Raw genomic sequence first — 22,696 nt, 5'->3', positions numbered from 1 at the left:
GTCCGGCGTGAACGAACACACCAGGCCCGAGTTCTCCCGCAGCGCACTGCTCACCATCGACTTGCAGCGCGACTTCATCGCCGACATCCCCGGCACCGCCGAGGTGCTGCCCGCGGTCCGGCGCCTGACCCAAGCGTTTCGCCGAGCGGGACGGCCCATCGTCCATGTCGTGCGCCTGTACCTGCCCGACGGCAGCAACGCCGACCTGTGCCGGCGTACGCTGCGAGGAAAGGCCAACCCGCACTCGCCGGGTTCCCAGCTCGCCGACGAACTGGCGCCGGGAACCGAACTCGATCCGGACCTGCTCCTGGCCGGACAAGCGCAGGAAATCGGCCCGGACGAGCACATCCTGTACAAACCTCGCTGGAGCGCCTTCTTCCGCACCCGGCTGCTGGAACACCTCACCGAACGCGAGGTGAGCACGGTGGTCGTCGCCGGCTGCAACTACCCGAACTGCCCGCGCGCCACGCTCGTCGACGCGACCGAGCGAGATCTGCGCACCGTCGCGGTGCGGGACGCGCTTTCCCGCTGGACCAGCGACGCGGACGGCGAGCTGACCGGTATGGGCATCGCCTGCCTGGAGACCAGCGAGGTCATCGCCGCCACCGGGTCTCGCATGGCTTCCTCGGGTTGACGATCAACATCGTGCCTTGACCGCTCGACGAGCCCGGTCTCGTCTTCTCCGGCTGCCAGGTTCTGGGAGGCTTGAATCACGGATCCTCTTCCTGACCCCGACCACCGAGGCCGTGATCAGGAAGAGGCAGCCACACCCCGTCAGAGCTACATGACCGATGCTCTGGATGGTCACCCACGGGGTGGCGGACGGAACGCGTCACGGGCACTTCGCGCGCATCGTCGGGCTCCAGCCGTTGTGGACGACGTACTTACTTCCCACGTAGTAGGCGACCTGGCCCTGCAGGCGGTAAGTGAAGACGGTCCCCCGCTTGCAGCCCTTGTACAAGGTCTTCTTGCCGGCCCCGTACCAGGTGGCGCTGGAGATGTTCTGCCAGCCCCACCAGCGCTTGCGCTGAAGCATGATCTTGATGCGCTGGTTGCGGGAGCAGCCTATCGCCCAGCCGGTCGCGGCCACGTGTCCCTTGCGCATCTCCGGACGGTACACGCGCACCTGGCGGCAGGACATCGCCGTCGAGCCGGCCCGTGCCGTTGCGTCCGCATCCGCCGCAACCGCGTCGTGCGTGGCCGGCGCCAGCCTGGCGGAGGTCATCATGGCCGGCGCGGCCACCGCCTGCGGGCTCGTCAGGGCCAGTCCGGAGGCGGCCACGGCCAAGACGAGTGAGATACGTGCCGTGCGGGTGGATGCCCGCCTCTCGTGAGGAGCCGGAACGGCCGTGAGGGCCGCCTTCCGCCCGACGATGGACATGAGTTCTCCCTTTCGATCGTGGCTTACGGCGGGGTGCCGGATCCGGCGTTCGCTCGGCTGCAGATCCCCCGCCGCCTGCGGTTCGTGATCTGCGTGCACGGAGTGTGAAGATGGGAAGCGTCCGCCTGGTTGCCGCGGCGCGGCTTTCCGGCTCGCTCGTCAAGCATGCGGGCGGGTGGATTAGTGACTCATTCGTGGCGCTTTAGCGCAGCTCAGACCCCCATGAAACGGGATTCATGCGATGCTCCGACACGAGCCCGAGCGGGAAACGACGTGGTAGCGCTTGTCGCAGGGCGCCGATCGGCCACCCGGCCCGCCCGCCACCTCCTTGGCGGCCGCGACGGCGTCGGGGAGGTCTGGGGCGCTCCACCAGGGTGTGCTCGCCTGCCATCCCAGGGCCCTCGCGCAGCTCGTCCGAAGGCGCGTGCGAGGTGAATCGGGGGATCGGATTGTGCATGCGGGTCAGTGGCCGACCCTTCCATCCCGAATGCGAGAAACGCCCATCCCGCCCGCACCACGGATGGCCCGCTCCGACAGACCGTGACGAAACAGCCTCTTCAGCTGCAAGATGCGGAGCAGAGCCTCCATCGAGGCCGCCGCCTTGCCGTTCGCCGCCGCGACGGCCCATTTGCGCGTTCGTCGTCCCGAGCCCCTGGGTCGGAGAACGCTGGTTCTGCGGGGCAGGGGCGCGGCAGATCCCGCTTCAGCACGTGCAGCGACTCGCCCTTGTTGAGCCGGCGGCAGATCTCGCGACGATGGGCCGGGGCCGGACAGGTAGCGGGCAGCGGAGATCGAGCGTCGCAGCGCTCCATACTCCTTCAGCGCAGCGGCCAGGACGTTCTGCCGACTTGACGCGGAAAGCTCGCCGACCAGCGGCGAGGGGTGGAGTGCCCGAGCTTCAGCGATCCGGCCAGCCGTAGCAGCTCGTCCCAGTCGGCCCGCGACCAGGTTCGAAGCACCTCTACCCCCGTCTCATCGAGGTGACTGGGACGTCGGCGGGGAGAGCGGCCCGGGACGGGTTCCTGCGGTCAGCAGGGTGGTGGTGAGGGCGGCCAGGGAGATGAGGGTGAGGGTCACGGCGATGGCCTGGAGGGGGACGTGCCGTCGGTGGATGCCGCCGGTCGAGGGCGGGCCGTTCAGCCGGCGGGCGGCGGCCCAGCAGGCCAGGCCCATGGCCAGAATGGCCAGGCCGGGAACGGGCGCGGCCTTGATCAGCGCGGTGCCGAGGGCGATCAGTGACAGTGTCGTGCGCGTCCAGGCGAGCTGTGTCCGCTCATGTGCCAGGCCGGGATCCGGCGGCGGATCGTGCGCGGCGCGGTGGTCGTGCGCAGGGTGGTGATGGTGCGCGGAGTGGTGGTCGTCGCGGTGATGAGGGGCTGTCATGTCAGCCGGGCAGGACGACGAAGGCGGTGGCGGCCAGGGCGACCGCGGTGATCACGATGAGGAGGATGCGGGGCAGAGGGGAGCGCGGCAGCGCGCGGCCGTGGCGCATGGCCCGCTGGTTGCGGCGCCACTCGAGATAGGCCCCGCCCGGCACGAGCGCGCCTAACAGGATCAGGGGGAGCGCGAGGATGCGGCGTCCTCCGGGCAGGCCGGGGAAGGGGGGTAACACCTGCACGATCGCCAGTCCGGCGATGATGAGCGCGAGCGCCGTCCGGCTCCAGGCCAGGAAGGTGCGTTCGTTGGCGAAGGTGAAGCGGACATCCGGCTCCGAACCGCCCTCCACGGGCTGAGCGGGCTGCTCCGCATGCATGTTCTCCACGTAATCAAATGATAACCGTTTGCATTCTCCTGTCCAGGGGGCGCTCCCTTCGTCGCGCAAGTTGCGACAGTCATCTGTCCCTGTCGCCACTTGTCGCACTCTCGGCCAGGCGACTACTTAGAGTAACTAGTCGTTACTCAGAGTACGGAGGCATGATGCTCCATCCCCCCTGCCCGCATGCCGGACCGGTCACATGACCGTCGACCTCCCCCTCCTCATCGGCTCCTTCCTGGTCGCCGTGATCGTCGGGCTCACCGGCATGGGCGGCGGCGCCCTGATGACCCCCATGATGCTGCTGTTCTTCAACGTGCCGCCGCTGGCCGCCGTCTCAAGCGACCTGGTCGCCTCGGCCGTCATGAAGCCGATCGGCGGCTACATGCACCTGCGCCGCGGCACCGTCAACCTGAATCTGGTGGCCTGGCTCTGTGCGGGCTCGGTGCCGGCCGCGTTCTGCGGCGTCTTCCTGGCGCGCGCCTTCGGCGAGCAGGCCGCCGCCCAGCAAGCGGTCAAGTACGCCCTGGGCATCGCCCTGCTGCTGGCCGTGGCCGGACTCGTCGCCAAGGCGTGCCTCGCGCTGAGAGATCGCTCGCGGCCCGATGTGGACGTCGCGGCCATCACGATACGTCCGGGGCCGACCCTGCTGGTCGGCGTGCTCGGCGGCGCCACCGTCGGCGTCTCCTCGGTCGGCGCCGGCTCGCTGATCATCGTCGCGCTGCTCGCCCTCTACCCCGCACTCAAGGCCAACCAGCTCGTGGGCACCGACCTGGTCCAGGCCGTCCCGCTGGTCACCGCCGCCGCGCTCGGCCACCTGCTGTTCGGCGACTTCCAACCGCACCTGACCACCTCCCTGCTCCTGGGTTCCATCCCCGGCGTCTACCTCGGCGCCCGCATCTCCTCGCGCGCGCCCGGCGCCGCCGTCCGCGCCGTGCTCGCCGTCGTACTGCTCGCCTCGGCGCTGAAGCTGCTGGACGTGGGCAACACGGCCACGGCCTGGATCCTGTGCGGCGCGGTCGTCGCGGGCGCGGCGGGCTGGTACGCGCTCCGGCGCAGCACAGCACGCCACACGGCCGACAAACCGACGCCGGCCCCCTCCCATCCCGTCGGCTGACACCATGCCGATCAGCACGAAGCAGGCGCCGACCTGGGGGTCTCCAGACAGCTGAAGAAGAGGTCTCCGCCAGGTGCGCGTTGGCCGGCTCAATAGTTAGCTCTTGCGCTAACTGTTGTGGCGGATAATACTTAGCCACATGGCACAGTATTCGGCGCAGCTCGACGGGGTGTTCCTCGCCCTCGCCGACCCGACGCGGCGCGCGGTCGTCCGGCGCCTCGGCCGCGGGCCGACGAGTGTCGGCGACCTCGCACGCGAGTTCCCGATGACCCTTCCCTCGTTCATGAAGCACGTGCGCACGCTCGAATCGAACGGGCTGATCGAGACGTTCAAGTCCGGCCGGGTACGCACCTGCGCGCTCAACCGGGAACGACTCGCGCTGGTAGACGACTGGCTCGCGGAGCAGCGTCGGATCTGGGAAGAGCGCACCGACCGCCTCGAACAGTTCGTCACCGACCCGGAGGAGAACCGCGATGAACCTTGATCCTGAACTCGACCTCGCCCTGGAGCGGGTCATCCGCGCTCCGCGCGCGACGGTGTGGCGGGCCTGGACCGATCCGTCCCGGCTTGAGCGGTGGTGGATCCCGGCTCCGTCCCGGTGCCGGGTGGAACGGCTGGACGTGCGGCCCGGCGGGGCGTTCGTAACGAGTCTCAGCGACGACGGGACCGCGTTCGTCCCGCATCTGGACGCGTGCTTTCTCGCCGTCGACGAGCTGGAACGGATCGTGTTCACCAACGCGGTCGACAGCGCATGGCGTCCTGCGAATCCTGTCCCGGTCGCGATGACCGCCACGATCACGTTGGACGATCATCCGGACGGAACGGAGTACCGGATCGTCGCCCGGCACGGTGACCCCGACACTCGCGCTCATCACGAGAAGCTCGGATTCCACGCGGGCTGGGGAACGGTCACCGCCCAGCTGGCCGAGTTCGCGGAGGGCTCGCGATGAAGGTCACTCTGACCGAGTTCGTCACGCTCGACGGGGTGAGCCAGGGTCCCGGCTCGCCGGACGAGGACACCAGCGACGGGTTCACCCGCGGCGGCTGGCTCGTCCCCCACATGGACGCGACGTTCGTCCGACGGGCCTCCGACTGGCTCGACCTGGCGGACGGGCTGCTGTTCGGACGGCGTACCTACGAGGCGTTCGCGCGCGACTGGCCGAAGATCACCGACCCGGCCGACCCGTTCGCCGAGCGGATGAACGCCCTGCCGAAGTACGTCGTGACCAGCACCCTCACCGCCGGGACGTGGAACCCCACGACCGTTCTCAACGGCGATCCGGTCCGTGAGGTCGGCGAACTCAAGGCGCGGCCAGGCCGGGAGCTGCAGATCCACGGCAGTGCCCGCCTCGGCGACTCGCTGCTGGCGGCGGGCCTGGTCGACACGCTCCGCCTCGTGGTCGCCCCCACCGTCCTGCGGACCGGCCGGCGGCTGCTGGCCGGCGGGGGCACCCCGTCCGGCCTCGCCCTGCGCCACCACGAGGCCACCCCGAACGGCCTGCTGCTCCTTGAGTACGAGGTGACCGGCCAGGCGCGCCAGGGTGAGTACGAGGGCGTCGCCGCCTTCACCTGAGCTGCGCAGACCGAGGCCGGCGCAGGGTGTCCAGCACGCGCTCGGAGCGCGCGCCCGACCGTGCTCATCGCCGGGTGGAGTCGCGCAGGACAGGCGCCATTCGATCGGACGTGACCCCATCCAGCGGCCTCGCCGACCGCACCACCACCTGGGCGGCCGTCCGGTCATCAGGCCGTTCGCTCGTCAGGCCGGCCGCATCTGCCGAGACCCGTGCGTCATCGGAGTCGGGTCCGGCCGCGTCCCTGACCTGGGTACGGTCCACCGCACGCTCGTCAGGCCCCGCTTCGCGCGGATCGAAGCGGGGCCGTCCGTCTTCACCCGCTCGCGGAGCGTTCGCGGGCGATGCGATCGCGCACCTGGTCCCACGCGACCGGGAGCTCGTCGGCGGGCATCGTCCAGAAGACGAACGTGGACTCCCTCATCGAGGCCTTCTGGCGCCGCATGGTCGATTTGTGCGGTTCGGCGGCGGCATAGGCGTACACGGCGGCCTTGTCGCTCCAAGCGGAAACAGTCCAGAAGGTGCGCTTGCGCAGGTCGGCCTGCAAGGAGACCCCGAGCGCGCCGGGCGCTTGCCTGGCCTGGCGGAGCAGTCTCAATGAGGCCAGGAGGAATCCCGGCACCTGACGCAACGATCTGACCTCCAGCCGCGAGGCCATGATCAACGTTTCAGGGCGGGCAGGGGTGCCGACACGGATCCAGGGCACGGTGGGCATCAGAAGCCTTTCGGTTATGAGACAGCATGCGACAGAACGGGTCACGCGGCCCTGACCTGGCGACGGTAGCCGCCGGGGGCGATGCCGTACTCCCGCTTGAACGCCTTGGCGAAGGCGAACTCGGTGCTGTACCCCGTCTGCGCGGCGACGGTGGTCAGCGGGATGTCGGAGTCTCGCAGGAGCTTGGCGGCCAGCGTCATGCGCCAGCGGGTCAGATAGGCCATCGGCGGTTCGCCGACCAGGGCGGCGAACCTCTTGGCGAAGGCGGCACGGGACAGGCCGGATCGTGCGGCGAGCGACTTGACCGTCCACGCCGCCGAGGGCGTGTCGTGGATCGCGGTCAGCGCGGCGACCACCGCGGAGTCACGCAGCGCGGCCGACCAGCCTCGGGCCGCCGCGGGCTGCTCTTCGAGCCAGGCCCGCAGGATGTACAGCAGCAACGAGTCGATCAGGGCGGGCACGATGCCCTGCGAACCGACGCGGGGCTGGTCGAGTTCGGCGCCGAGCAGCTGGACCGCGGCGGCCAGCCCACTGTGGCGCCCCTGCCGGGTGGACAGGTGGACCACCTCGGGAAGCCGACCGAGCAGCGGGTGAGGCCGGGCCATGTCGAGGTGGTAATTGCCGCACAGCAGGCTGGTGCGAGGACCGCTTCCGCCCAGCACGACCGAGCCGATGGGCGGCGCCTTGGTGTACCGTTCCGGCCCCGGCACCTGCGCGGGAGTGTCCGGACGGTCGGCCAGCACGAAGCGTGAGCCGCTGCGGAGGAAGACCACGTCGCCCACCTCCATCAGGACCGGTGCCAGGTGCGGGGCGTCCACGGGCACCAGCCAGCACGAGCCGTGCAGCACCACGTGGAAGCCGGCACCGGCGGTGGGCGGCAGCTCCAGCCCCCAAGGTGCGCGACCGTCGGTCCGGATGGAAGTGGGACGTCCGGTCCGCATCGACTCCAGCGCTTCGGCGAGTAGATCCATGCCCTGCTTTATAGCGTCAGCACGAGTTTGCCCTGGACCTGGCCCGACTCCAGCACCTCGTGCGCCTTGCCCGCCTCCTCCAGCGGAAAGGTCTGCTCGACGTACGGGCGCAGCCGACCGGCCTCGACCAGCTCGGCGATGGCCTCCAGCGCCGTGTGGTCGGGCTCGACCGAAACCCCGGCGAAGCGCCGGCCGGCCGCCTCCACCTTCGCGGCGAGCTCGGCGTTCCCGTGCTCCATGATGCTGACCAGTACGCCACCCGGACCGAGCACGGCCAGCGAGCGCTCGCCCTGAGAGCTGGAGTCGAAGACGACGTCCAGTTCGCCGAGCACCTCGGTGAAGTCGACGACCCGGTAGTCGATCGCCTCGTCGGCGCCGAGGGACCGGACGAACTCATGCTTGCCGGCACTGGCCAGCGCGATCACGCACGCGCCTCTGGCCTTGGCGATCTGCACGGCCAGGTGGCCGACCCCGCCCGCGGCCCGGTGGATCAGCACCCGGTCGCCCTGTCCGACCCCGGCCGCGTCCACCAGGCCTTGCCAGGCGGTGAGCCCGGCCAGCGGCAGCGCCGCGGCGTGAACGTGGTCGATGCCGGCGGGCTTGCGCGCGACCTGGCGCGAGGGCGCGGCGACGTAGTCGGCGTAGCCGGTCGCGGCCCTCGGGAAGAACGGCATGCCGTACACCTCCTCGCCCACCTTGTACCTGCCGCCAGGCGCGGCCTCCACCACGACTCCGGAGATGTCCCAACCCACGCCGAACGGCGGCTCGCCGAGCAACGGGTAGGCACCCGACCGGACGGCGGCGTCGACCGGGTTCAACCCGCTGGCCCGAACCTGAACCACCACTTCGCCGGACAACGGTGCGGGCCGCTCGGCCTCGACGACCTGCAACACCTCGGGACCGCCGAAGGCGGTCTGGATCACAGCACGCATGGGAGCACTCCTGATCAATATCAAGGGGGTGGGTGCGATCCACGGTAGGCAGGCGGGTGGGGTCCGCAGAATGGCCTACTGTCTTCGGCGCATGTCCAGGCGTCTTCCATCAGACCGATGCATTGAGCGCCTGGACCGCGTCAACACACCCACGCCGGCGCCGGCACTGTCCGCTCCTGGTGGACGGGCGGTCCGAGAGCGCGTCGGATGGCCAGGTGATCCAAGGAGACGAAGGCGGCGTTCTCCTGAGCCGCCCAGTGGCGCGTGGTCACCAGGTGGCCGGCCAGGCGGACGCTGCCGGGATCGCTGGTACGCAGGCCACCAGGAGCTCGGCGAAGGGCTTGAGTGCGTAGCCCCATGTTGTGGCGACGGCGGGGATAGGCCTGACTCCCCCGGCCCGCGAACGCGGTCGGGGGCAGAGGGATTCCGGCTCATGGGACTGGCATCCGGCGACGCCTTTCCCGACACCCGGGCGGGGCCGCCTGTCCCATCCCCTGTTCAAGGCAGCCTCGGTCGCCACGTCCCCCTGGGCGAGGAGACCTCCGCCCGCACCGGCCACACAGCGCGAGTTGACCGACGATGCCGTTCAGTTTCGACTCGGTGTTGATCCAGCGACGATGTCTTCGAGGTCGAGTCCGTTGACCTCGACCGCCTCCACAACGGTGTCCGCGAGCTCGTACCGGTGGATGTCCACTGCCGTGACCAGTGCTCCCTTTCTCTCAAGTTCCAGCGCAGCCCGCCGGTTGATTCCTGTCCCAATCGAGGAGACGCGTCCAGGGAGGGGGCATGTACTCGATTCGGCTCACCAGAACCCCGGGGGTCGCGTACGTGATTGACGACGTGGCGCCGCTCAGCCAGACCGGAATGCGTCGAGGTCTTCGCGACTCCGCCAGCCCCGGCCGGTTCCCGTGTCAGCGCGGCCGTGTCCGATGTGGGTCACGGTGCTGGCGGCGCATGTCAGAAAGAACTTTACTGTCGAGAAAAGGGGAGAGAAAGGTAGGTTCATGCCATGCGAAGAGCGTTCGCAATTGTCGTCGCCGCCTTAGTCACGGCAGCGATGGCCGTCGTCCCCAGCACCGCGCTCGCGGACCCCGGGGGTCCACGAGTGCCCATCACGGTGAGGCCGTGCGCCGAACTCGGGCCGATCGACTGGTGGTTCTACAATTCGCCTCCGTACGCCAAAGACGGGGTCCGTTACATCATCATCTCGGCCACGCCGACCTTCGACACGGCACACAGCCGTTTCGTCCAGAACAACACCGACCAGACCATTAGCGGGACCTGGACCGCCTCCGAGACGCGGACGGTCTCCCTGACCCACAGCCTCAACGTCTCGATCGCTTCCCCGAAGGTGATGGGTGCCTCCATCACTCTGGCCGCGGGCGTGCAGGCCGTTCAGTCCCGCTCCACCCAGATCGGCGTCAGCGCCACCTCACCGATCCCGGCACACCGCACCATGCTCGGCGAGTACGGGCTGAACAGCCTGGACGTCGTCATGGACGTGCAAGTCGTGGCGATGAGGAAGGACCTGCAAACCTGCGAATATGTGGAAAGCAACCGCTCACGCCACACCGCGCACGCCCCGACCGTCAACGAGGGATGGCGGTTCACTCTCTCCTGACGCTGTCCTGGCGGTGTGACACCCGCGCGAAGATTGAAAGTTCGTGATCTCACTTTGAGAAAGGTGGGGCGCCGAGAGCGAATCTCAGCGCCTCACCTTGTGTGCGATACCAGCCCGTCAGGCCAGGTCAGTTAGGCCGTGAGCGGCCACCATGAGAATTTCGCACGCACTGGCAGGTGGCGGAACCCGCCCGTACGCGAAGCCGTGCCCCACCCCAGCACGATCCAGCCGAGGAGGGGCACCCGCGACCAGCGGGCGGCCTTCTCTCGACCTGGCGCGACACGAGAGGAAGTCTCCGGGCTGCCGGGTGGCCGCACCACACCGGAACTCGGATTTTCCCGCACGGTTTCAGCGCATCTCCACGAGTGCCGCCGCCGTCAGACGCCAAGGTGGACGTGGCAGGCCCACAGGCTCGGGCTGTCCGGGTAGGTGGCGGCCAGGGTGAGGGCGGCCGTACGCAGGGACGCGGCGGGGTCGCCGAGGTTCTCGTAGAAGGCGCGGGCGACCGTGGGCGCGATGACGTCGGCGAGCGGCCAGAGGGTCGCGACCACCCCGGGGAAGCCGGCGTGATGGAACGCCGCGGCCAGGTGCACGGCCTCGTCGGGCAGGTCCGTCAGTGCGGTCGCGCAGGACGACAGGTACGCGAGCCCGGCCCGGGGCAGACGGAGATGAGCGAGGTCCAGCAGGGTCAGCGGGTCCGTGAGATGGTCGGCGAGGAAGATCTTGCCGCCCCGGCCGGCGGAGCTGTGGCAGGCGAAGTGGGCGACCCCGGCCTCAGGAAGCGCCGCGAGGACGGCGTCACGGGTGGCGGCCGGGCCGACCAGTTCGACCGGCGCGAAGCGGTCGCGCAGCCATTCGAGCTCGGGCACGACCTTCGGCAGCGGCCGCTCCTGGGGCGTGTGCGGCATCGCGACGACGAGCAGATCCGGCTGCGGTGGCCGCCCGGCGCCGCCGGCCAGCCGCAGGGTGCGCAGGTCAAGGGCGTAGGACGAGGTGACCCGCTCGAGCGCGCCGCCGGCGGCGTGCAGCGGCAGGGAACTCAGCGAGCCCGCGGGCACCCACCAAAGGCGCGCGGTGTCCTGGCCGAGCGCCTCCAGGACGGGCAGGGTGGCGATCTCGCCCAGCCGGTCGAGGAGTTTCAGCAGATCACGTTCGCCCTGCCGCCGGGTGTCGAGGCCGCTGTCCGGGTCCTGAACGGCGGCCAGGGCCAGGCGTAGTTCGTCGGCGCAGGTTCGCGCCGCGGCGGCGGTGAGGCCGGGCAGCGGAATCGGCTCGATCCTATCGCCGGGGAACAGCGCCAGGGCGTGCCCGTGGCGTTCTCCCGCCGCCAGCAGCACCACCGGCCCGGGGACTCCGGGGTGCGGCGACCGGGATCGCTCCGGGGCCGCGAAGTCCTCGAACCCCGGCACGGCCCGGATCTCGGCGACGAGGCCGGCCCAGGCGTCGCCGGAGCGCTGGGCGTTCTGGACGGGCGCGCGGTACTTGCCTTCCCAGGCATAGGGGACGTGCCAGTCGCGGGCCGGGGCGAGCGGCGCGTCGAGTGCCGCGCGCAGCCGTTCGACGCGGGCGGCCAGCTCGGGATCCAGGCCGGTCAGGTCTTCGCGGGTCTCCAGCAGTTGGGACCACAGGACGTTCCTGGCGGCTTCGAACAGGCGTACCGCCCGCTCGGGGTCACCCGCCCGCACCGCCGCCTCCGCCGCGGCCGAGGCCAGGCCGGTCACCCGGCCCAGCCAGTACTCGCGGTCGGCGCGGGCGAGGGTCCGCGCGGCCAGCCTGGGCAGGAGCTCGACGGCCGCGGCGTAGGCGTCGGCGGCGCCGCTCCAGTCGTCCTGGGCGGCGAGCAGCATCCCCCGGCGGCGGGCGGCGGTGATGCGGGTGAAGGTCGGCGCCGCGGGATCGGTGACCGCGGCCAGGAAGAACCGCGCGGCCTCAGCGGCAACGGTCCCGTGACCGGCGTGCGCGGCTTGCCCGGCGTGCGCGGCTTGCCCATCGTGCGTGGCTTGCCCGGCGTGCGTGGCTTGCCCGGCCTGCGTGACGGGATCGGCCTGCGTGACGGGGTCGGCGGCGGCTCGGTCGGCGAGGAGCGTTCCGAGTGCGACGTGCAGGTCCGCCTTGAATCGGGCCTCGCGCAGCGCCTCGCGGTACAGCCGCTCGGCCTCGCGGGACAGGTCCAGGTCGGGCGTGCCGTCCGCGGCGGTCCACCGGAAGCTCTGGCTGAGGATCTCCGCGAGCGTGACGCGCGACTCCTGCCCCGGCTCGTCGGCGTACCGGGCTCTCGCCACAGTGAGGGCTTCGGCCAGGCGCGGACGGTCGTCCGGCAAGTCGAACGGGGTCGCCAGGACGGCGGCCAGCGTCCGGCGGTGCGCGGGGTCGGCCTCGGCGGCGGTGCGGGCGGCACGGATCGCCTCGGCGAGGTCCGATTCCGACCGGTTCCGTGCGGCCCGTTCCGACAGCGCCTCTGCCAGGCCGGCGAGGGCTTCGGCGGCCATGGGGTGGTCGCCGCCGGGCGCGGCCTCGACGAAGGCGCGCGCGTGGCGGACCGCCTCTTCGAGATCGCCGGCCGCGCCGCGGGCGCGGTAGCGCGTGAGCAGGGCGTTCATCAGGGTCTCCGCCGCGTCCCCGGCCCTGGTCCAGCGGTTGTACGCCTGGACGGCGGACACCGCGGCGCCCGCCCGCTCGATCGCCTCGTCGAGGTCGGCGGGGACGCCGTCGGCCGCGTACCTGCCCAGCAGGGCGATGGCCAGGTTCCGCAGGACCACCGGATGGTTCTCGTTCGACTCGGGCAGCGCCGCGGCCTCCCGCAGCCGGTCGATGCCCGCGTCGATGCCCGTGTCGATGTCGGCCGGATGGCCGTCCGCGATCCAGGTCATGGCCAGGGCGCCGAGCACGCCCTTGGCCAGGAGGGCGGTCTCCGAATCCGCTGGCGTCTCGGCGATGACCTGGTGCAGGAGCTCGCCCGCCTCGCGCAGGTCCTCGCGGTCGTGGTCGGGCTTGCCCAGGAGGTGGTTGGCGAGGGCGATCCGTTCGATGGCGCGGTGTCCCGGGTCGCCGGGCAGCGTCAGCATCTCGCGCAGCAGGACGATGATCGGCTCGAAGCCGAACAGGTCCGGGCTGTCCTGGCGCAGGGCGTCGAGGCAGGTGATCCGGGTCCAGACGCAGTGGCGGCGTCCGGGGTGATCCTTCGGGCAGAGCCCGACGGCCCGCTCGCTCCAGGCGAGTGCCCGGGTGAGGTCCTCGCCGGCCCGGCGCTCGTTGAACCGCCGCCGGTGGACGTCGGCGAGGTCGGCCATGTCCGCGGCACGTTCCCCGGGATCGCCGTTCCGCCCGGACGCCAGCCGCCCCTCGATCCGCTCGATCAGCGTCTGCCAGGAGGCGAACATGATCGGCGACGGGTCGTCCTCGCGGTACGGCTCGGCGAGGATCACCTCGCGGGCCTGGTCACCCGCGATCTCATCGAGCGCGTCCGCGGCCTGCTCCCAGGCCGTCCGGCGGTAACCGGCGTAGCCCCGCTCCTGCGCGTGCAGGAGGTAGGTGCGCAGCAGGGTGGACAGCTCGGCCGCGCGTTCGGCCTCGGTGTCGTCGTCCCCCGGCTGCTCCGACACGACCTCGGCGCTCACCAGCGCTTGCTCGGCCTCGGCCAGCAGGGCGGGGTCGCGTTCACGCGCGTACCACATGACCAGGGCCAGCCCCAACTCCCAGAGGTGGTCGCGGGCGCGTCCCTCCCCCGGCCTGGCCTTGTCGACGCACAGGCGGCGCAGCGTGACGACCTCGGCGAGCAGGCCGGGCTCGTCGGCCGCGACACTCAGCGCGAGCACGGCGTCGGCGTGCGCGTCCAAAAGCAGCGAGATGAGCTCGCCGTCGGGCCGGCTCAGCTCGACGGCGAGCCTGGTCAGCGCGATCGCTCGCCGCAGAGCCGTCAGGTCGGCCGCCTCGGCGTCGAAGTCCTCCATGAGACGTTCCGCGAGGTCGACGAGACGGCCGGGATGGCAGGGCGCTCCGTCCACGGCGGGCTCGAGCCCAGCGGGCAGGTCGATGGCGAACAGGTCACGCACCATCTCCGGACGGCTGCCCGGCACGAGCCTGCTCAGCGCCAGCCCGAGATCCTCGGTGTGGAAGGGGTCCTCCTCCGCCAGGAACCTGCACCAGGCCATCAGGCCGGTGGCGTGGGCGGCGTGCGGATCGTCCGCGCCCAGGCTCCACAGGTCGGCGGCCAGCGCGAGCGCCTCGATGTCGGTCACCGCCCGGTCCTCGCCGCGAGCGAACCGCTTCAGCCGTTCCACGGTGGCGGTGAACGGCTCCGTCGCAGGGGCGTCCGCCTCGAACGCGGTCACGAGCCGGAGGAGGTCGTCGCGGGGACCCCCGGCGAGCGCCCGCGGCGCGGCCGCAGGCGGCCCCGGCTCGGTTCGCAGCCTGTCCTGGAGCACCGCCGCGGCCTTGCGCAGGTTGACCGTGACCAGCTCGTAGTCAGGGTGACCTGGCGAGATGACCGCCAGCGCGGCCCGCAGCACGCGTACGGCGTCGTCCAGGTCGGCGATCGCGTCGGTCTGCTCACCTCTGGCCCGCAGCACGCCGGCCAGGTTCGACATGAACATCGCCCGTTCCGGGTCGTCGACGCGCACCGCCGTGACCGCGCTGCGCAGCAGCCGCACGGCCAGATCCAGGTCGGCCCGCGACTCCAGCGCCACCCCGCGGTAGTGGACGGCGACGCCGAGGTTGGCCAGGCACGCGCCGCGCCGGAAGTGGCCGGGCGGGGTGAGCGTCAGCGCGTCGTGCAGCGTGGCGATGGCCTCGTGCAGGTCGTCGGCGATGTTCAGGTCGGTGAAGCCCATCTCCAGCGTGAGCCCGAGATTGGTGAGGTACGCGCCACGCAGCGGATGCGTGGCCGGCATCAGCCGAAGTGCCGAGCGCAGCGCCTCGATGGCCGCGCGCAGTTCCAGGGGATGTCCCGACAGCCGGTAGCGCTCCCGATGGACCGCCCAGCGCAGCGACAGAGCACCGCGGCGCAGCCAGCGCACGGGGTGCCAGGCGTCGGCGGTGAGGCCCTGCGCAGTACGTCGTAACCGCCCGATCTCCCGCACCATCGCGCACCCGCCAAGTCCGCAGAAACATCGCCATGGGGGGTGGTGAGGCGGCATCCTGGTGCCAAGATCCGTCCCCCCGAGCCAGGAGGACTCCGCCGCATGACAGAGCCCGAGGAGCCCCCTCCCCTAGCATCGCTCATCGCCGCCCTGTGCGCCCGCCTGGAGAAGGCCGACGGCCTTCTGGTGACGGACGGGCCGGTGCGGGAAGCGGCCTCGGCGATCGTCGCGGCCGCGCGGTCCGGGTCGGCTCCTGCCGAGCTGATGACCCTGTTCGCGGCGCTGGAGGAGGCCCTGCGCGCCGAAGGGCTGCCGCACGGGATCGGCGCGGACGCCTACCGCTCTGGCCAGGAGCCGACAACGCGGTACGCGGCGCTGAGCGGGCTGCGGCCCCGTGGCGTGCACGCCGTGCTGCGCTGCCCGGCCGACGAGCCGTTGCGCTGCGCCCGGGTGGAACGCGCCACCTGGAGCACCCGGGCGTCGCCGCCCGGCTGCCCGGTTCACGACCTGTCGCTGGCTGAAGAGCGACTCAAGCTGTGAGCGGCTTCCTGGCCCAGCTCGCGCAGAAGGCCGCGGAGCGCTGGCTGACGCAGCTCCTGCTGCCTGGCGTGGTGTTCGCCGCGGTGTCGACCGTGACCTGGCTGATGGACGACCCGTTCGACCCCCGGCCGGCGGTGAGCAGGATCGAGACCTGGCTGGGCGGCGGGCCGAGCGGCGGCATGCAGGCGCTGGCGAGCGCGGCGTTCCTGGCCGGCGCGGTCATGTCCGGGTTCGCCGCGCGGGGCCTGGCCCATGGCGTCGAGTCGCTCTGGTTCGCCGCGCGGCTCGGCCTGCCGGGACGCGTCCTGACCGCCTGGCGCGCCGCCCGGTGGAACAGACGTCACCGAAAGCTCGACCGCGCGGTCATCGCCAGGTACCGGGAGGGGCCGGGCTCGCCGGCTGATCCGGAGGCGGCGCTGGCCGCGCGCAACAGGATCTGCCTCATCCCGCCGGAGCGCCCGACCTGGATGGGCGACCGGATGCGCGCGGCGGGCGAGCGGGTCTATCTGGCGTACTCGCTGGATCTGGCGTCGCTGTGGCCACGGCTCTGGCTGACCGTGCCCGATTCCGTCCGGGTCGAGCTGGCCACCGCGCGGTCGGCCGTGACCGGGGACGCGCGCCTGTTCGCCTGGGGGTTGCTCTATCTCGTCCCTGGTACGTGGTGGTGGCCCGCGCTGCTGATCCCGGTGCCGGTATGCGTGATCGCCGTCCGCCGGGCCCGGGGCTCCGCCGACGTCCTCGGCGATCTCGTCGAATCGGCCGTTGACCTGCACGGCCGTGAGGTCGCCGAACGGCTCGGATTCACCACGGACGGCACGCTCGCTCCCGACGTCGGCGACGAGGTCCGGGCCCTGCTCCGCAAGGAGTACTGACCGTCTTCGGTGCGGGACGATCAGGCCTGTGTTGACATGGGCGCCGCCGGCCAGAACGGTGACGTCCTCGCACTGGGCGGGCAGGCCGGAGTCCCGCCAAGCGTGAGCGTCGGCCTTGCCGCCCGGTGCCAGTGTCCACTCTTAGCCTGGCGCCGGCGTCGATGATGACCTGCACGTTCGCGGAGAAGCGGTAGTTCTTGCCACAAGCGGCGACGGTGCGGTCTCGTACCGGAATCAGGGTGCCGTCTGCGATCCACAGCCTCGGCGGAGCATATTGCCGGCTTCAGCGCGAGCAGTTGGCCCAAGCGCTGCACCACACGACCGGGCCGCTCCAGCGGGGCCTGTCCATCCCGTCATCGCCTGCGAACGCGAACCAGCCGAGGGCGACCTGGTTCAGGCGTGTCGCGACCAACGCCGCCTTGCCATGCCGGTGCGGCGGCAGCTCTCGCCACCGGGTGACGGCCGTGAACAGAACGTGCCGGGCGCCGTAGGTGTGGTGTACGACCCCCTGCGGGAGGCGGCCTTTCCAGCGTCGGCCGGATCCTGAATCGGTGCCGTCTCCTGGGACGTCCGCCGGACCGCGGCGGCCACCATCACCTCGGCATCGCCGCCCCGGATGGATTGCCCGCGTCGGAATGTGCTCGGCCTGAAGGTTTACCTCGTTCCGAGTGTGCGGATGGGTGTAGGCCCGCCCGCGACCCGGTCGTTCTCGCCACCTTCAGATGAGACGGCACCGCGCCGCGGCGACCGGCTGTCGTACGGCCGACGGCGGCATCAGGATTTGATCAGCGTCACCGGGTCCACCAGCGGACATTGGTGACCGATGTTGCCGGCAACTGCGCGAACTGGCCGATCGTCCCGCCTCCCTGCCCGCGGCGGGCCCGGCAGCGGCCGAGCTGCTCGGCCGTCCGGGCTCATGTCCTCGCCACCTTGAGCGAGGCGCAGACGCTGGGCGTCGCCGCGCTCGGCCGGGCATTCTCACTTTCACTTGAACTTCGCTCACGCTTTCGCCTCGGCGAGATTCGGGATTTCTCCATGTACGAGACGGCTCGGCGAAGGAGCGGAATGGTGACCGACCCGCCTCCTACAAGGGCGATCTGCAGCGCCTCGATCACCTGATCACGAGCCACCTGCTCTTCGTCACATCGTTCGAGGTGGTAGTAGACGCATTCCTCGCAGTCCTTCATCACGGACACCACGAGGCCGAGCAGTTCCTTCACCGAGGTGGGCAGGGCACCGGGCGCGTACGCCGCTTCGTCCAGCGAGAAGAAGGATTCGAACAATGAGCCGCTGGCGCGCAGGCGCTCATTTCCATCGGCTCTGGCCTTGCGAAAAGCTTCCGGAGAAGGCGTCTCAGTCAGAGGTTCGCGGGGGTGACGGGTGACATCGGCCTGAGGGCCTGTGGGGCTGGACATGTGGGCATTCTGTTCTGTCGATGAGTTAAGCACCAATGATGATTTCTGCACGCGCTATCAGGGCGGCTTATGCTGCCGGTGGCGCCAGTGCCACGTGCGGCCTCGACCGGGGGTTCTCCAGCGGAAACGACCGGACCGAACTCGGTTTCGAACCCCCTGCCTTGACACTGTTCGAGGCAGCTCTGGGTGGGGCGTTGAGGTCTACCCCCGACCAGACGGTCCGGCCAGATGGCGCCGGAGACTCCGGGCCGTCAAGCCGCAGATCAAGAGAAGTTTCCGGTCACAGCGCTAGAAGCTCTGGGAGATGGTCCCCGAGTTCAGCACGGTGGTCAGCACGGGGTTGCCGCGACGGTCGGTGATGGTGATCTTCCCGTAGACCTCGTCGGTGCCCCAGTCCTCGTCGAGGAAGGACGCGGGGACCTCATTGATGAAGAACTCCGCGCTCAGCCCGGCCTCGTCGGACGCGGAGGTGTACCTCTCCTGCAGGTCGAAAAGGCGGGGGTCCGTCCCCGGATCGGAGCCGAAGATCTGCCCCTTGACCGGGTGACCGCCCGCGGCGTTGATGATGTCCTGGGCGGCCTGACGGGAGATGCGGAAGTCCACCCCGAGAATGACCCTGTAACGGCCCGAGAGGATGCCGGGTTCGATGGTCAGGCAGACGTTGCTGGCCGTACCGCCGTTGCAGCTTCGCGTGGCGGAGGCGGGCGACGCGACGAGCAGGACCAGCGCGGCGGTGGGCACCATCACGATGCCCACCGCCTTCAGCACGCGCCGTTTCACAGTCGTGATCAAGACGGTTCTCCTTGTGGTCTGAGCCAGTCACCGATGACGGCTCCTCGACCTGAAGACGTGACATCCTGTTCCAGTCAATGGAACAGCCGGAAAAGGCGCGAACCCGGTCATTTCCGGCCAGAAACCGCCCACGTCCTGGGCTAGAGAAGCCCGATGGAACTCGAGGGTCATTAGAACCCGAGTGGAGGACAAGCCGGCCAAGCGGCTTGTGTCGCTGCTCGCGGCCTCAAATCTCGGGCCACTCCTTGAAGGCCGCGAGAGCGAAGCCGAGCCGACCCGCCGGGTTCTTGGCGAAGACCATGATCCTGTCGCCGCCGCTGGCAGAGGCGCCAGGAACATGCGCGCCGTCCCAGACGAAGTCGTCGCTCGTGCTGCAGCGGACGTTCTTCCCGTTCTGCCAGAAGAAGGCCAGCGGTTGATCGTCGACCTGGATCGTCGCGTGGTGACTTGCGTACTGGGGCGGGTTGTCAGCCCATGGGATCCACATCTCTCCGTACACCTCGTCATTGGGACCGATGGTGTACGCGTTCTCCCGGCCGCTGCCGTCGATCTTCCAGACACGAATGGTCTGATCGGTGAGGTTCACCCACTTCTTGACGTTGGTCACCCCGTTGGTCGCTATGGCCCACCACCTTCCGATGTCCAGCCGGTTTTCGATCACCCACAGGGCACCTGCGAGGATCTCCTCCCAGATATTGCGTCCTTCATTCTCAACTTCCGCCTGGGACATGGCCCTGCACCTCCGGAGCTGTTTGTTTGCCGACGCAAACTTGGATAGCCGCAGCTTGATACCTGGCGGGAGACTTCGGTATCGGCAGAATTTCCGAGGGTGGAATCGATCAAGGTTTCAGCCGACGATGTGTGCGTGACGGCCTTGTCTGGGCGCGATCATGAATCGCTGCTCGATCTTGGTGTTGCTTTTCTTGAGGCTGTTGATTCCGGCGAATTGCTGCCCTGGTTCACGGCTCGGCTCGGCGAGTGCCTGGACGGCGACGCTGCCGGCTTCGCCACCATCCAACTGGAGCGAGGCACCGGGTTGGCATCCGCAGGGCATCCCAGCGCCACTGCGGACCGAACATTGAACAGGAACGCCTCTCGGCTTCTTCTCGGTCACCCTTTGACCCGGTGCTACGCGACGTCGAAAGATCGGCGCCCTCTGGCCACGGCCGACGTCCGTCCCGATCAGGAATGGCGTCGGTCCGATGCACACGAAGAGCTCGTCTCAATGGGTATGCGCTATGTCCTCGCCATACCGGTGCGGGCTTCGCCAGGGCTGCTGCGGACCTTCGCTGTCAGCCGTGCCGGCATGGAGTTCACGGAGCGAGACCGCGCACTCGCTCAGTGCCTGCAGCCTCTGCTGGCAGGAGTGGACAGCCAGTTGCGAGAGCTTCGGCGGATAGAGAGGCGTCACGCTGGGGTTCCGCTGCTCGGCCCGGATGCTCAGGCTGCCCGGTGTGGGATCACCCCCCGCCAACTGACCGTCCTGACGCTCCTCTCGGAAGGCTTGACCGCTGCGGCGATCGCACGCCGCCTGGCATCGCGCTCAGAACGGTCAACGCACACCTGGAGCAGGTCTACCGGAAGCTCGACACCAACGACAGGCTGACTACGGTCCTCGTGGCCCGCGACCTGGGGCTTGTCAGCTGCTCGCTTCACGAGCGGTGTACTTCCCGAAATCCACCTTGATCAAGATCCTCGGGTGCCGCGTCGAAGACCTGTGATGCCTGCGGCGCACGCGCCGCCACGAGCACCCACACGTTGAATCCGACCGGCGCTGATGCTCGGCAGCGCGATGTTCACGACCGTGGCGTCCAGGAGGACCACCAGCGCCAGCGCGGCCATGTGACCCGTCGTGGTGCGGTTGCCCATACACCGCCCCTTTCGCTGGAGCAGCACTCCAGCCAAGGTTGCACTAGAGTGATACTCTAGTCAAGTTGAGGAGATCGCCGGTGAAACCACCCAAGCCCGGAGTACGCGCGGCCAAGACGGCCCAGACCCGCGCGCGCATGCTCGCCGCCGCCCGCGAGCTGTTCGTCGAACGCGGCTACACCGCCACGAGCATGCAGGCCATCGCGACCCAGGGCGGGGTGGCCGTGCAGACGCTGTACTTCACCTTCGAGACCAAACGCGCGATCCTCAAGGAACTGCTCGACGTCGAGGTGGCCGGCGACGACGCCCCGGTCGCCACGCTCGACCGCCCGTGGGTCGCCCAAGCGCTCGCCGCGCCCCCACTGGAGCTGCTGCAACGGCTCGCCGAGGCCACCGCCGACATTCATGCCAGGGTGGCGCCGCTGCTGGAGGTCGTCCGCACGGCCGCCGCCACCGACCCGGAGATCGCCGAGCTGTGGCGCACCAACATCACGCAGCGGCACACGGTGCTGGCCGTGTTCACCGGCGCCCTGGCCGCCAAGAACGCGCTGCGCCCCGGCCTCAACGCGCTGCGCGCCGCGGACATGGCCCTCGCCGTCCTGGCGCCGGAGACCTACCTCCTGCTCACCCGCCACCGGGGCTGGAGCGAGCACGCCTGGGCCGACTGGGCGGCCGGGACTCTGATCGGCACACTCCTTGCGCAACCCGAATGACTAGTGACAAGCTCTAGCGAAATGCTGGAGGAGTGACAGGAGGTCGAACGGGTGTCGGGAATCCTCGTGATCGGCGGCTATGGCGCGGTCGGCGCCCAGGTTTCGACGACCTTGGACGGATGGTTCCCCAGCCAGGTCATCGCCGCCGGGCGCAATCCGGACGGCGCCCGCCTTCCCGCCACCGTGCGAAGGGTCCGGCTCGACCTGGCCGACATCGCCGGACTGGAGCGGCTCCTCGACCCCGGCGACATCGCCGTGGTCGTCCTCTGCGTCGAACCGGCCGACGCCACCGTCGCCGAGACCTGCCTGTCCCGCGGCGTCCACCTGGTCGACGTCGGCGCCTCCGACCACCTGCTGCGCCAGGTGGAAGACCTCGCCGACCGGGCCACCGTCGGCGGGGCGACCGGGGTCCTCAGCGTCGGCGTCGCGCCGGGACTGACGAACCTGCTCGCCCGGCGCGTGCACGAACGCCTCGGCGGCGCCCAGCAGATCGACATCACCGTGTTGCTCGGCGCCGGCGAACAGCACGGCGCGGACGCGGTGGGCTGGACCGTGAGCCGGCTCGCCCGGCCCGCCGCCGCCCGGCCGCGGCGATACCTCATGCCCGGCCACGGCCGCCGCACCGCCCACCCCTTGGACTTCTCCGACCAGCACAGCCTGCGCCGCACCCTCGGCGTGCCGAGCGTCACCACCCGTCTATGCCTCGACTCGGCCTTCTCCACCGCCCTGCTGGCCGGCCTGCGCCGGCTCGGCGTCTTCCGGCGTCCCACGCTGCGCCGCCTCATCACCACCGCGTTGTCCCGGGTACATCTGGGCGGCGACGGCTTCGCCGTCCGCGTCGACGGGGTCAACGGCGACCGGCACGCCGCGCTCGCCCTCACCGGCAACGGTCAGAGCCGTGCCACCGCCCTCGTCGCCGCGTACGTCACACGCGCCGTCCTCGACGGCGCGCTGCCCACCGGCATCCACCACATCGACCAGCTACCGGTCCTGGCCGACGTCCCCGAGCGACTGGCCGCACACGGCATCGTCCCGCACTCCCTGGGGTGACGGTGAGAAGCCGTTCATGAGCCCGGAAAGCGCGCTGATCTTGTTGTTGCGCGCCTGGTCGATGCCGGTCAGACGGCGCGGCGGGAGCGGGCCCGGGGCCGGTCAGGCGGTGTGATGGGAGCGGGCCGGGACGGCTTCGGCCCGGCGGCGGGAGCGGGACAGGGCCAGGCCGCCGAGCGCCGCCCCGGCCAGCCCGAGCGCCGCCGCCACCGCCGCACCGAACACCCCGTTACCGGTGCCGAGACCGCCGTCGGAGACCGCCAGCTTCACCACTCCGTTGACCCCGCCGACCACCCCCACCAGCAA

Annotated in this window: 24 protein-coding genes; 11 read left to right on the top strand and 13 right to left on the bottom strand. The window is 70.3% G+C overall.

What is annotated here, in order from left to right:
* Positions 1-7 precede the first annotated feature (7 nt).
* Entirely contained in the window at positions 8-634 is a 627-nt protein-coding gene (locus tag HII36_RS34985) for a cysteine hydrolase family protein (RefSeq protein ID WP_173527597.1), read from the top strand.
* Positions 635-832: 198 nt separating this feature from the next.
* On the opposite strand, the gene HII36_RS34980 is transcribed toward HII36_RS34985, so the two are convergent.
* The 4 genes from HII36_RS34980 to HII36_RS34965 all read right to left on the bottom strand — a co-directional run bounded on the left by HII36_RS34980 (position 833) and on the right by HII36_RS34965 (position 3,134).
* Positions 833-1,381: a hypothetical protein gene (locus HII36_RS34980; RefSeq protein WP_173527596.1), complete on the bottom strand. Its 549-nt coding sequence runs from the start codon at positions 1,379-1,381 to the stop codon at positions 833-835.
* Positions 1,382-2,199: 818 nt separating this feature from the next.
* Positions 2,200-2,340, bottom strand: coding sequence for a transposase (locus HII36_RS55975; RefSeq protein WP_217370353.1), 141 nt, complete (start codon positions 2,338-2,340; stop codon positions 2,200-2,202).
* Positions 2,341-2,353: 13 nt separating this feature from the next.
* Positions 2,354-2,764, bottom strand: coding sequence for a DUF202 domain-containing protein (locus HII36_RS34970; RefSeq protein WP_173527595.1), 411 nt, complete (start codon positions 2,762-2,764; stop codon positions 2,354-2,356).
* A gap of 1 nt (position 2,765) precedes the next feature.
* Entirely contained in the window at positions 2,766-3,134 is a 369-nt protein-coding gene (locus HII36_RS34965; protein ID WP_173527604.1) for a YidH family protein, read from the bottom strand.
* A gap of 202 nt (positions 3,135-3,336) precedes the next feature.
* On the opposite strand from HII36_RS34965, the gene HII36_RS34960 reads away from it, so the two are divergent.
* From HII36_RS34960 to HII36_RS34945, 4 genes are all read left to right on the top strand, one after another.
* Positions 3,337-4,251 (top strand): sulfite exporter TauE/SafE family protein, encoded by a 915-nt coding sequence (locus HII36_RS34960; RefSeq protein ID WP_173527594.1) that lies wholly within the window; start codon positions 3,337-3,339, stop codon positions 4,249-4,251.
* A gap of 139 nt (positions 4,252-4,390) precedes the next feature.
* Positions 4,391-4,735: an ArsR/SmtB family transcription factor gene (locus HII36_RS34955; RefSeq protein ID WP_173527593.1), complete on the top strand. Its 345-nt coding sequence runs from the start codon at positions 4,391-4,393 to the stop codon at positions 4,733-4,735.
* On the top strand, positions 4,725-5,201 hold the full coding sequence (locus HII36_RS34950) for an SRPBCC domain-containing protein (RefSeq protein WP_173527592.1): 477 nt from the start codon (positions 4,725-4,727) through the stop codon (positions 5,199-5,201). Before HII36_RS34955 ends, HII36_RS34950 begins: the two co-directional genes overlap by 11 nt.
* Positions 5,198-5,824, top strand: a complete 627-nt coding sequence (locus tag HII36_RS34945; RefSeq protein ID WP_173527591.1) for a dihydrofolate reductase family protein — start codon at positions 5,198-5,200, stop codon at positions 5,822-5,824. Before HII36_RS34950 ends, HII36_RS34945 begins: the two co-directional genes overlap by 4 nt.
* A 314-nt stretch (positions 5,825-6,138) precedes the next feature.
* On the opposite strand, the gene HII36_RS34940 is transcribed toward HII36_RS34945, so the two are convergent.
* The 3 genes from HII36_RS34940 to HII36_RS34930 are packed head-to-tail and all read right to left on the bottom strand — an operon-like array spanning position 6,139 to position 8,440.
* Complete coding sequence (locus HII36_RS34940; protein WP_217370352.1) at positions 6,139-6,528, bottom strand: antibiotic biosynthesis monooxygenase; 390 nt, start codon at positions 6,526-6,528, stop codon at positions 6,139-6,141.
* A 50-nt stretch (positions 6,529-6,578) separates the two neighbouring features.
* Entirely contained in the window at positions 6,579-7,508 is a 930-nt protein-coding gene (locus HII36_RS34935; protein WP_173527589.1) for an AraC family transcriptional regulator, read from the bottom strand.
* A gap of 8 nt (positions 7,509-7,516) precedes the next feature.
* Positions 7,517-8,440 (bottom strand): NADP-dependent oxidoreductase, encoded by a 924-nt coding sequence (locus HII36_RS34930; RefSeq protein WP_173527588.1) that lies wholly within the window; start codon positions 8,438-8,440, stop codon positions 7,517-7,519.
* A 1,009-nt stretch (positions 8,441-9,449) separates the two neighbouring features.
* Here HII36_RS34930 and HII36_RS34925 point away from each other — a divergent pair.
* A complete protein-coding gene (locus HII36_RS34925; RefSeq protein ID WP_173527587.1) occupies positions 9,450-10,061 on the top strand; it encodes a hypothetical protein in 612 nt (203 codons plus the stop codon).
* Between the two features lie 377 nt (positions 10,062-10,438).
* Here HII36_RS34925 and HII36_RS34920 read toward each other — a convergent pair whose 3' ends face one another.
* On the bottom strand, positions 10,439-15,142 hold the full coding sequence (locus HII36_RS34920; RefSeq protein WP_173527586.1) for a CHAT domain-containing tetratricopeptide repeat protein: 4,704 nt from the start codon (positions 15,140-15,142) through the stop codon (positions 10,439-10,441).
* A gap of 99 nt (positions 15,143-15,241) precedes the next feature.
* On the opposite strand from HII36_RS34920, the gene HII36_RS34915 reads away from it, so the two are divergent.
* Positions 15,242-15,679: a hypothetical protein gene (locus HII36_RS34915; protein WP_173527585.1), complete on the top strand. Its 438-nt coding sequence runs from the start codon at positions 15,242-15,244 to the stop codon at positions 15,677-15,679.
* Positions 15,676-16,551: a hypothetical protein gene (locus HII36_RS34910; protein WP_173527584.1), complete on the top strand. Its 876-nt coding sequence runs from the start codon at positions 15,676-15,678 to the stop codon at positions 16,549-16,551. Before HII36_RS34915 ends, HII36_RS34910 begins: the two co-directional genes overlap by 4 nt.
* Positions 16,552-17,465: 914 nt before the next feature.
* Here the strand turns inward: HII36_RS34910 and HII36_RS34905 are convergent.
* From HII36_RS34905 to HII36_RS34895, 3 genes are all read right to left on the bottom strand, one after another.
* Positions 17,466-17,966: a carboxymuconolactone decarboxylase family protein gene (locus tag HII36_RS34905; protein ID WP_173527583.1), complete on the bottom strand. Its 501-nt coding sequence runs from the start codon at positions 17,964-17,966 to the stop codon at positions 17,466-17,468.
* A 288-nt stretch (positions 17,967-18,254) separates the two neighbouring features.
* Positions 18,255-18,758 (bottom strand): hypothetical protein, encoded by a 504-nt coding sequence (locus HII36_RS34900; protein WP_173527582.1) that lies wholly within the window; start codon positions 18,756-18,758, stop codon positions 18,255-18,257.
* A 226-nt stretch (positions 18,759-18,984) separates the two neighbouring features.
* The gene (locus tag HII36_RS34895) at positions 18,985-19,488 is read right to left on the bottom strand and encodes a hypothetical protein (protein ID WP_173527581.1); all 504 of its coding nucleotides are present in this window, start codon (positions 19,486-19,488) and stop codon (positions 18,985-18,987) included.
* A gap of 99 nt (positions 19,489-19,587) precedes the next feature.
* Between HII36_RS34895 and HII36_RS34890 the strand changes: the two genes are divergently transcribed.
* Positions 19,588-20,364, top strand: coding sequence for a helix-turn-helix domain-containing protein (locus HII36_RS34890; protein ID WP_173527580.1), 777 nt, complete (start codon positions 19,588-19,590; stop codon positions 20,362-20,364).
* 80 nt (positions 20,365-20,444) lie between these two features.
* On the opposite strand, the gene HII36_RS34885 is transcribed toward HII36_RS34890, so the two are convergent.
* Positions 20,445-20,627, bottom strand: coding sequence for a hypothetical protein (locus HII36_RS34885; RefSeq protein WP_173527579.1), 183 nt, complete (start codon positions 20,625-20,627; stop codon positions 20,445-20,447).
* 80 nt (positions 20,628-20,707) lie between these two features.
* Here HII36_RS34885 and HII36_RS34880 point away from each other — a divergent pair, with 80 nt between their 5' ends.
* On the top strand, positions 20,708-21,340 hold the full coding sequence (locus HII36_RS34880; protein ID WP_328808020.1) for a TetR/AcrR family transcriptional regulator: 633 nt from the start codon (positions 20,708-20,710) through the stop codon (positions 21,338-21,340).
* A 51-nt stretch (positions 21,341-21,391) separates the two neighbouring features.
* Complete coding sequence (locus HII36_RS34875) at positions 21,392-22,390, top strand: saccharopine dehydrogenase family protein (RefSeq protein ID WP_217370351.1); 999 nt, start codon at positions 21,392-21,394, stop codon at positions 22,388-22,390.
* Positions 22,391-22,492: 102 nt separating this feature from the next.
* On the opposite strand, the gene HII36_RS34870 is transcribed toward HII36_RS34875, so the two are convergent.
* Positions 22,493-22,696, bottom strand: a 204-nt coding sequence (locus HII36_RS34870; protein ID WP_236004178.1) for a DUF6223 family protein, incomplete at its 5' end; no start/stop codon positions are given.

Source organism: Nonomuraea antri (genome assembly GCF_013283785.1).
Taxonomy (GTDB): Bacteria; Actinomycetota; Actinomycetes; order Streptosporangiales; family Streptosporangiaceae; genus Nonomuraea; species Nonomuraea antri.
The sequence above is the reverse complement of the archived record's forward strand: the minus strand, read 5'-3'. Positions and strand labels throughout refer to the sequence as shown.